This is a genomic window from Ulvibacter litoralis (genome assembly GCF_900102055.1).
Classification (GTDB): domain Bacteria; phylum Bacteroidota; class Bacteroidia; order Flavobacteriales; family Flavobacteriaceae; genus Ulvibacter; species Ulvibacter litoralis.
This window is the reverse complement of sequence record NZ_FNBA01000014.1, coordinates 1-10140: the sequence shown is the minus strand read 5'-3', so window position 1 is coordinate 10140 and position 10140 is coordinate 1. Positions and strand designations below refer to the sequence as shown.

The 10140-nt window shown below is 33.2% G+C and carries 8 protein-coding genes; all 8 read left to right on the top strand.

Annotated elements, in window-relative coordinates:
• The first annotated feature begins 106 nt into the window (after positions 1-106).
• Positions 107-961 (top strand): hypothetical protein, encoded by an 855-nt coding sequence (locus tag BLQ00_RS16710; RefSeq protein WP_093145464.1) that lies wholly within the window; start codon positions 107-109, stop codon positions 959-961.
• A gap of 731 nt (positions 962-1692) precedes the next feature.
• Positions 1693-2922 carry a porin family protein gene (locus BLQ00_RS16700; RefSeq protein ID WP_093145462.1) on the top strand — a complete coding sequence of 410 codons (1230 nt, stop codon included), beginning with the start codon at positions 1693-1695 and terminating at the stop codon, positions 2920-2922.
• A 245-nt stretch (positions 2923-3167) separates the two neighbouring features.
• A complete protein-coding gene (locus BLQ00_RS16695) occupies positions 3168-4040 on the top strand; it encodes a hypothetical protein (protein WP_093145461.1) in 873 nt (290 codons plus the stop codon).
• A gap of 237 nt (positions 4041-4277) precedes the next feature.
• Positions 4278-4892 (top strand): hypothetical protein, encoded by a 615-nt coding sequence (locus BLQ00_RS16690; RefSeq protein WP_139149447.1) that lies wholly within the window; start codon positions 4278-4280, stop codon positions 4890-4892.
• 251 nt (positions 4893-5143) lie between these two features.
• Complete coding sequence (locus tag BLQ00_RS16685) at positions 5144-5893, top strand: HNH endonuclease (protein WP_093145459.1); 750 nt, start codon at positions 5144-5146, stop codon at positions 5891-5893.
• Positions 5894-6104: 211 nt separating this feature from the next.
• The gene (locus BLQ00_RS16680) at positions 6105-6581 is read left to right on the top strand and encodes a hypothetical protein (RefSeq protein WP_093145458.1); all 477 of its coding nucleotides are present in this window, start codon (positions 6105-6107) and stop codon (positions 6579-6581) included.
• A gap of 404 nt (positions 6582-6985) precedes the next feature.
• Complete coding sequence (locus BLQ00_RS17490; protein WP_139149446.1) at positions 6986-7210, top strand: hypothetical protein; 225 nt, start codon at positions 6986-6988, stop codon at positions 7208-7210.
• A 249-nt stretch (positions 7211-7459) separates the two neighbouring features.
• Positions 7460-8002 carry a hypothetical protein gene (locus tag BLQ00_RS16670; protein WP_093145456.1) on the top strand — a complete coding sequence of 181 codons (543 nt, stop codon included), beginning with the start codon at positions 7460-7462 and terminating at the stop codon, positions 8000-8002.
• Positions 8003-10140: the final 2138 nt, after the last annotated feature.

Genomic DNA, 10140 nt, shown 5'->3' with positions numbered 1-10140 from the left:
AACCTCGAATAATCGTAACTAAACAAATAATGGTAACTTGGTTGCTTCAAGCCGCACGGCAAGCCAAACGCCACAATCAATATACGCAAACCGTTAGCAAAAACCATTGAAAAGATACTTAGCAATTATAGACAACTCTGCGATTCCACCTAATGTCTCCCACATAAAAGATATTAGTGAGGAAGAGTTTTTAGCATATGAACAATCAAAACAAGTTGTTGATGAAACTCATCATTTAATGGATCTATTTCTTATCCATAAACTAAACTTTCATGAAATATTTGACTTTCAAACAGAAGATATTAACGAAATCCTAAGTGATTGTGAAGACCCTATGAATATAGGCAACGATAAATATACTTTTTTGAAGGTTGAAATTAATCGCTTATTATTTAATTATTTGAGTTCATTTAGAATGTTTACAGACCATTGCGGAAGAAAAATAAAACACCGTTTTGGTATTAAATCACAAGACTACATTGACTTTAAGCTTATGACTAATAAAATGTTTGATAATATATTTGCATATCGTTTCATTTGTGAACTGCGAGATTATTGTCAGCATAGTGGAATCGCTGTAACAGATTTTGCATTGAGCAAGCAGCCGAAATTTGTGGAGATTGCATTTCAGTTTGAAAGAGATTATTTGTTAGAGGACAAAAAAAAATGGAAATCAGCAGTTAAAAGCGATTTAGAGAAAATGGACGAAAAATTTAATATCAATCCAATACTGAATGACCATTTTCAAGCTGTTGAAAAACTATCGGAAGAAATAAATTTACTTTATCAAGAGAAATTTATGAATGCTTTAAAATATCTTGATAATTTCTCTCGACCATACAGAAATCAAGATACGTTGGTGATTCTTTCCGAAAGCAATAAAACTGAGTTAGGTATGCAACTGACTGTCCATAAATTCCCTTTCGACTTAATAGACAAGTTTGGAAATGGCTTTAGCTAACACCGTATAACGATTATGGCTCTTATGGTAATTATTTGATATTCTCAGCTAATATTTAACTATATTGGTTACTGAAAATAACATAACGCTTGCCCTTCTGAGTCTCACGCAGCTCTGTTGAATTTGGAACTAAGAAGTGAAGTTTGAACTTGTCGCTGCTGCCCTCAACGCGCTGCGCCAAACGCAACAATCGTTATACTAACCCGTTACTTTTAATAGCTCGGAAAGAAAATCTTCGGATTTTTTTCCGAGCAAGTCTCTGCTAAGAACGAAGTCGGTCATTCTCTCGGCTTCTCGGCTGAAAACTTCTATCTGAAAATTTCGATTTGAAAATTCAACTTTTAAGTCAATTACGCTTCTAAATAGAACTTCCTCTACTCTTTTGATTTCAATGCTTTTCCGAAAAACCTGTAACCGAAAAATATAATTCCTAGACAAATCATTTGGATTGTGTCTCGCTCCAAAAAGTAACAACGCATAAGCAAAATGGCTTCTCTACAACTAGAATTATGTTCGCAACAAATAATTAACTAAATTGGTTCTCGGAAAAGAACGTATAAACTTGCCTTTCTGAGTCTCACGTAGCTCCGTATAATTGGAACTAAACAAACAACTCTAAAGGTGTCGCTACTGCCAGCAGCGCGCTGCGCCAAACGCCACAATGCTTATACTAACCCGTTATGGGGTATTTAAACTTAATTCCCCAGAATTTAAAGAATAAACTAAATAATATGAAAAAGTACTTTTTACTCCTCTTAATAATTATTTTAAGTTTAAAATGCTACTCACAAAATTCTTTTCAACAAGGTTACTTTATTGATAACATGAATCAAAAGTTCAGCTGTCTAATTAAGAGCTTTGATTGGAATAACAACCCAACTGAATTTAGTTATAAACTATCTGAAAATGACAAAATTAAAATTGCTACTATAAAGTCGGTTAAAGAATTTGGAGTTGATAATGACTCAAAATTCATAAGAGTCAAAGTAAATATTGATAGGTCAAGTCCGATTATTGACAAGTTAAGTAATAACAGAAACCCAGATTATAAGGAAGAAGAACTTTTTTTAAAAGTATTACTTGAAGGTAGAACTAATTTATATCAATATATCGATAATAGCTTAACAAGATTTTTTTACAATAAAGAAGATCAAAGTATTGAACAATTAGTATACAAGAGTTATAAAACCGTTGAAAACAAGATTTCTGAGAATAATCACTTTCGACAACAATTGTTGGTTAATTTAACATGTGATAATATTAACATTAAAAAAATCAAAAAGCTAGACTATCACAAAAATGACCTAATCAGAATTTTCAAAGAATATAGCGCATGTCACAAAGTGGATTTAATTTATTTAGAACCAATTCAAAAACGAGATTTTTTCAATTTAACACTCAGACCTCGCTTTAATAGTTCTTCTTTAACAATAAGAAACGAAAATTTTAATTCTAAGGATATCATAGAATTTGACAATAAAATTGGATTTGGATTTGGATTAGAGGCCGAAGTTATTTTACCTTTTAATAAAAACAAATGGTCTTTCGTGGTTGAGCCAACTTATCAAAATTTCAAGTCTGAAAAAACAATTTATAATGTAAGCACAATATTTGGAGGAGAGTTAACGGCAAAGATTGATTATATTTCCATTGAAATACCAGTAGGTCTGAGACACTATTTTCTTTTAAATGATTATTCTAAAATATTTATTAATGTTTCTTATGTCTTTGATTTAAGTTCTAAATCAAAATTAGAAACAAAAACATCTGCAACTTCCGATTTCAGTGTAACAGAACTTAAAACTGTTGGAAACCTAGCATTTGGCATGGGATATAAATTTTATGATAAATATAGTTTAGAAGCGAGGTATCAATCAAATAGAGAAGTTTTAAAAGATGTTTCTCCTTGGAATTCTGATTATAAAACATTTTCTATAATATTAGGATATTCATTGTTATAAAAACACCCCATAACAACGCAAAATAATCATAGCTTTTCTATAATTACAGCTTATTTAGTACTTAAAAATTACTACTTTAGTTATCGGAAAAATACGTAACGCTTGTTCTTCTGATTCTCACGCGGCTCTGAATAATTTGATCTAAATAGAGAATTGAAAAGGTGTCGCCGCTTCAAGCCGCACACTGCGCCAAGCGCTACAATTATTATACAAACCCGTTGTGCTTAATGCCGAAACGAACATCAATGAAAAAAATAAACATTCTGATTTTATTACTAATTCCAATTATTGGATTTGGTCAAAACGATTATCTAAACGAATATCAAAAAGCGGAAATCCTTTTACAAACTAATGAAATTGATACTGCTTTTGTGAAATTTAAGGAATTAGAAAAGAACCTTACAAAAAACGACACTTTGTATGAATATGCTCTTTGGTACAAAGTTGCAACCGCAACGCATTTACAGGAAACTTATCGATTTCAGGAAAAATTTGAGGAATCCCTTGAATTTGCAAAAGAAGCACTAGACGGAATTGAAAAAGGTATAGAAATATTTGATGAAGAGTTTGCTAAACGAAAATTCTTTATGGTTAAAAATGTAATGGTTGCAAATTATGGCTTAGACAATTTCGAAGAAGGTAAAAAATGGAAAGAAAAAATGTACGAAGCAAAAGAAAAAAATCAACTTCCAGAAGGAATTGACGAAAACTTTAATTTTGACTTTTTTAAATTCGAAGACAAAAATATTTGGGGTTATGAATGGTACGCTGAATTACCAAAAGACCGATTTTCTAGCAGTTTTACTAAAGTCGTTTATTATGTCTATAGTACAAACCCAGATGGTTCAGATAAAGACCAATTATACAGATTACACGTTTTAATGTTTCACGGAAATAATGAGAATTTCGATTATGTTATGGATAAACAACTTGAAACAGCAACAGAAGAAGTAAGTGGAACTTTATACTCTTACACTTACAAAGAAGACATTGACTTTGAGAAATTAAAAAATGATGTAAAAAAAGTTTTGAAAGGGAATTTAAAACCTGACACGAAAAGAACTACAACAAAAGGTAAAGACGGAAAAGTAAAAGTCGATGTTGAAGTTAAGCACTAAAGCACAACAACGTATACCAATCATTGCTCTTGCGGTAATTATTTGATAATTTCTACAAATATTTAACTATATTGGTTTCTGAAAAATAACGTAAAGCTTGCCCTTCTGAGTCTCACGCGGCTTTGAATAATTGGAACTAAGAAGTGAAGTTTGAACTCGTCGCCGCTGCCAGCATCGCGCTGCGCCAAACGCAACAATTATTATACAAACCCGTTACCTGCAATCAAAACGCAACGAATGATACAGAAACTAATCACTTTATTAATAATGCTAACTTGTACATTTGGATTTGGTCAAGTAAGTCCAGAGGACATAATTGTAGTTTATGATTCCATAAACCCAAAAGGCAAAGTTCTATTAAAAAGCGAAATGTCTAAAAATTTAGATTCCATTAATATTCATTTATTAGAAGATAAAAAAATAGAATTGTTAACTAAAAAGGACAGTTTATTAATTAGTAAAGAAATAATCGGACGTTGGAATTTGAATAGCATTAAAACATCGAATGGAAAACCTTACAACTTGCAAGTATTTGAGAAAATTGAATTAACAAATGACGGAATATTTAATATTTTAGATAATGAAGAGATTATAAGTGGAAAATGGGAAATAAGCAAAGGCGAATTAATCTTAAATTATAACGAACCTCAATGTCAAATAAAAGACAAGGCTTTATTGAAAATTTTGCCTAAAGAACAAATTGAATCCTTAACATATAGTTCCAACTTTTTAAACATCAGAAAAATAGATAACACAAATATTGAATTTATGCATTTCTTACCTGAAAATATAGAAAATATTGATGAGATGTTTTATGTATTAGTATTGTCGAATTATGTGAAAACTGAATAAAAGACTGCAGGTAACACCGTATAATAAATCATAGCTCTTGCGAAACTAGAAGCAAATTGATTGCAAATATTTAACTATATTGGTTTCTGAAAAATAACGTTACGCTTGCCTTTCTGAGTCTCACGCAGCTCCGAATAATTGGAACTAAATAAGGAACTGAAAAGGTGTCGCCGCTTCAAGCCGCACACTGCGCCAAGCGCTACAATTATTATACAAACCCGTTGCCATTAATACTGACACCACAAAATTGAATGGGAAAAAACACGAAGAAACAAATCCATATAGCTTTTGAAATTGCAAAAAAGGTGTATCTAAAAGAAATAACTAGTTCTCAAGGAGCAGACACCTTAGCCAAAACTGGTCTGAAAAGAAGTTCTGGACTTGATTACATTTATGCGTATTCAAAATTACTTCAAGGAATACTTTATACAAGAACCATTAATGCTTACGCCACGGATTATTATCTCGAACGTATTCTTAAAGAAAATGGAAAAGGCGTATTAAAAACGGCTTTACTGGCTCTTTATCAACATATCGAATATTACGAGGATACATCAGGTTCATCCGTGAAAAAAGGTAGAGAAATTTATGAGAAATACTATGAATTGGTAAAAGACGATTTTGCCGAAACTATATTTCCAGATGAAGTTGAGGATGATAAAAAATATTCGGAAGGAAAAACAAGACAAGTTAAAGTAAACAGTTACGAAAGAAATCAGTTGGCTAGGCAGGAATGCATTGAACATTTCGGACTAAATTGCCAAGTCTGTAATTTTAATTTTCAGAAAAAATTTGGAGAATTAGGTCGAAATTTTATTCACGTTCATCATATAATTGATATTTCAACAATCGGAAAAGAATACTCAGTGAATCCTATAACTGACTTAATTCCTGTTTGTCCGAATTGTCATGCTATGTTACATAAGCAAAAGCCAGCTTATTCGGTTGAAGAATTAAAAAGTACAATACGCAAAAGTACTAATGGCAACAACGTATATTAATCATAGCTCTTGCGAAACTAGGAGCAAATTGATTGCAAATATTTAACTATATTGGTTTCTGAAAAATAACGTAACGCTTGCCTTTCTGAGTCTCACGCAGCTCCGAATAATTGGAACTAAATAAGAAACTGAAAAGATGTCGCCGCTTCAAGCCGCACGCTGCGCCAAGCGCTACAATTATTATACAAACCCGTTGTACCTAATTTAAGAAATGAACATTTTCCCAACCAAAGAAAAGGAATTTAAGCTAATTGATGACCAAGCAGAAACGCTGAATAGATTGAATCGGAGAACGGAAAAGTCTGAAAATCTGACTTCTCAATATACCGACAAATCTTTTCGCGGAATGATAAACGGAAATGAATTTAAAGTAATCTCTTCTGTAATCGGAAAAGGAGCTTTTTGTGTTATGACTGGAAAAATCAACTCTGATAGCGGAAACGTGAAAGTCGAAATACATAAAGTTTTTAGAATTTTATTGAGTGTTTTTCTTTGTTTTCCTGTAATCGGAATGATTGCGATAATTTGGAGTAAAGCTCAAGAATTTTCACCAATTCTGATTTTAGTTATGATTGGACAAATATTAATGATTAGATATGTTTTTATCGGACTTGCTTTTAAGTTTTTATCAAAAGATAGTCTGAATAGATTGCGTGACGTATTAGATTTTGAATGGAAAAAAAACTAGGTACAACAACGTATAACAATTATGGCTCTTGCGGTAATTTCACAATAATTTCTACAAATAATTAGCTATATTGGTTTCTGAAAAATAACGTAAAGCTTGCCCTTCTGAGTCTCACGCAGCTCTGAATAATTTGGAACTAAGAAGTGAAATTTGAACATGTCGCTGCTGCCCTCATCGCGCTGCGCCAAACGCAACAATCGTTATACATAACCGTTGTGTACAATGTTCCAAGAATCCCTAAACATTTGAATTAAATTATGATATTAATAAGTCAAGAAAACTTCCAAAAGAGAAATATCATTTTGACAATATATTTATACCTGACTTTAAGTATTGGAATTTATTTATTAAAAAGTGATTTTCAAACTGTATTCTCAGATCCTAATTTTGACAATGTTTTTCTTATGATTATTGGACTATTAGATATTACGTTTACAATAATGATTTTGAATTGGAAAAAATGGGCATTCTACGGACTCTTAATTACAAGTCTATCAATAATGATATATAATTTAGTAAACGGTAACGGAATTTTATTTGCGGCCCTAGGATTTTTAGGCTTTATAATAATATACTTATTACTATTACTAAAGAAGGATGGAATTAGTGGCTGGGAAAATTTGGAATGAACGAATTAAATGAAAAAACACAGTACACAACACCGCATATTCCCCATCGCTTACTTTTGAACTAATAGAAAACTCCCAACAATTAATTAACTATATTAGTCATACGAAAATTACGTTACGCTTGTCTTGCTGAGTCTCACGCGACGAAGTCGAATTGGGAACTAAACTAGAAAAATGAACGTGTCGTCGCTTCAAGCCTCACACTTCGCCACGCGCAACGAGCAATATACAAACCCGTTGCCCATAATTATGAAAAAACACATTTGCCTTTTATTAATCTTGTTTGTCAGTTTTCAAGTTTTTTCTCAAAAAAGATTTCCGAAAAGCGAATATCGAAAAATGATTGAGCAACATCCTTTCGGTTCGATTTCGGAAAGATATACTTTAATTTTAACTGGATATTTTGATGATTGCGGAGAGTTTGGCGGTCACGAAGAAACGATTGAACTTATAAGAATTGATAAAAAGTTGAGCGCAATAATAACCGTTTATGATAAGAGTTGTCAAGACACTAATTACGCGAAACCTAAAATTCTGAAAAGTGAGACCTATTTTGTTGATGAAAGTAAAGTGCCGAACTTTCAAGAATATCTTGAGAAATTAATGGCGAAAAGTTTAGAATACTATGTTCCTTTTCACGCTGGAAGAAGTTATTCGGCTATATTGGATTTCAAAAAAACCGACGATGATGAAGACGATGAACATACATTCCGTCGTCTAAAAATAACGTATGACGACAGCGGTTCGAATTGGACTGAATTTCAAAAACTTAAAAGCCTTGTGGAAAAATAACTATGGGCAACACTGTATACCAATCATTGCTCTTGTGGGAATTTCACAATAATTTCTACAAATATTTAGCTATATTGGTTACTGAAAAATAACGTTACGCTTGCCCTTCTGAGTCTCACACAGCTCTGAATAGTTTGGAACTAAGAAGAGAAGTCTGAACTTGTCGCTGCTGCCCTCAGCACGCTGCGCCAAACGCAACAATCGTTATACAAACCCGTTGCCATCAATCGCTCGGATTCTGATTCTTACGAATCGAATCCGAACAGCTTTCTGCTAAGAAACAAGTTGGTCATTCTTACGTCCTTCTGACTGAAAGTTTTATTTAAAACTTTCAATTTATAAGAAATTAAAGTTTCTAAACGGAACTTCCTCTACTCTTTTGACTTCAACGCTTTTCCGAAAAACCTGTAACTGAACAATATAATCCTGGACAAATCATTAGGTTCGTGTCTCGCCAAAAATGGCAACAATGTATACTAATCATAGCTTTTACATAATTACTTCGTGTTTAGTACTCAAAAATTACTACTTTAGTTATCGGAACAATACGTAACGCTTGTTCTTCTGAGTCTCACGCAGCTCCGAATAATCGGAACTAAATAAGGAACTGAAAAGGTGTCGCCGCTTCAAGCCGCACACTGCGCCTAGCGCTACAATTATTATACAAACCCGTTACTAAAAATAGCTCGGAAAGAAAATCTTCGGATTTTTTTCCGAGCAAGTCTCTGCTAAGAACGAAGTCGGTCATTCTAACGTCCTTCCGATTGAAAAAAGCTGATTTTGAATTTTCAACTTATAAGATATTCAAGTTTCAAAATTGAACTCCTTCTACCCTTCTGATTTTAACGCTTATTCGAAAAACCTCTGAACCTAAAGTGTAATTCCGAGACAAATCATTTGGTTCGTGTCTCGCTACTTGTAGTAACAATGTATCAATAATCATAGCTTTTCCATAATTACTTCGTGTTTAGTACTCAAAAATTACTACTTTAGTTATCGGAACAACACGAACTAGCTTGCCTTTCTGAGTCTCACGCGGCTCTGAATAATTGGAACTAAGAAGCGAAGTTTGAACTCGTCGCCGCTGCCAGCATCGCGCTGCGCCAAACGCAACGATTATTATACAAACCCGTTACTAAAAATAGCTCGGAAAGAAAATCTTCGGATTTTTTTCCGAGCAGATTACTGCTAAGAACAAAGTCGGTCATTCTCACGTCCTTCCGATTGAAAAAAGCTGATTTTGAATTTTCAACTCATAAGATATTCAAGTTTCAAAATTGAACTCCTTCTACCCTTCTGATTTTAATGCTTATTCGAAAAACCTCTGAACCTAAAGTGTAATTCCGAGACAAATCATTTGGTTCGTGTCTCGCTACTTGTAGTAACAATGTATCAATAATCATAGCTTTTCCATAATTACTTCGTGTTTAGTACTCAAAAATTACTACTTTAGTTATCGGAACAATATGAACTAGCTTGCCTTTCTGAGTCTCACGCAGCTCCGAATAATCGGAACTAAACAAGTAACTCTAAAGGTGTCGCCGCTGCCAGCATCGCGCTGCGCCAAACGCTACAATTATTATACAAACCCGTTACCATAAATAGCTCGGAAAGAAAATCTTCGGATTTTTTTCCGAGCAAGTCACTGCTAAGAACAAAGTCGGTCATTCTATCGTCTTTCCGATTGAAACCTTTGATTCAAATTTTCGACTTATAGGACATTCACGTTTCTACAAAAACTATTTTACTTACTCTGATTTTAACGATTCTTCCTTAAACCTGTGAATCTAAACTGAAGTCCTGGAACAGATCATTTGGTTCGTGTCTCGCTTCTAATGGTAACAACGTATACTAATCATTGCTCTTGAGGTAACTAGAAGTATATTCATTGCAAATATTTGACTATATTGGTTTCTGATAAAATCGTAAAGTTTGCCTGTCTGAGTCTCACGCAGCTCCGAGGAATTTGGAACTAAGAAGAGAAGTCTAAACTTGTCGCTGCTGCCAGCAACGCGCTGCACCAAACGCAACGATTATTATACTAACCCGTTACTAAAAATAGCTCGGATTCTGATTCTACCGAATCGAATCCGAACAGCTTTATGCTAAATATTAAGTCAGTCATTCTTACGTCCTTC

What these genes read in the sequence shown, in the direction of transcription:
- BLQ00_RS16700 (WP_093145462.1), top strand. Translation starts at nt 1,693, where the DNA reads ATGAAAAAGTACTTTTTACTCCTCTTAATAATTATTTTAAGTTTAAAA.
- BLQ00_RS16695 (WP_093145461.1), top strand. Translation starts at nt 3,168, where the DNA reads ATGAAAAAAATAAACATTCTGATTTTATTACTAATTCCAATTATTGGA.
- BLQ00_RS16690 (WP_139149447.1), top strand. Translation starts at nt 4,278, where the DNA reads ATGATACAGAAACTAATCACTTTATTAATAATGCTAACTTGTACATTT.
- BLQ00_RS16685 (WP_093145459.1), top strand. Translation starts at nt 5,144, where the DNA reads ATGGGAAAAAACACGAAGAAACAAATCCATATAGCTTTTGAAATTGCA.
- BLQ00_RS16680 (WP_093145458.1), top strand. Translation starts at nt 6,105, where the DNA reads ATGAACATTTTCCCAACCAAAGAAAAGGAATTTAAGCTAATTGATGAC.
- BLQ00_RS17490 (WP_139149446.1), top strand. Translation starts at nt 6,986, where the DNA reads ATGATTATTGGACTATTAGATATTACGTTTACAATAATGATTTTGAAT.
- BLQ00_RS16670 (WP_093145456.1), top strand. Translation starts at nt 7,460, where the DNA reads ATGAAAAAACACATTTGCCTTTTATTAATCTTGTTTGTCAGTTTTCAA.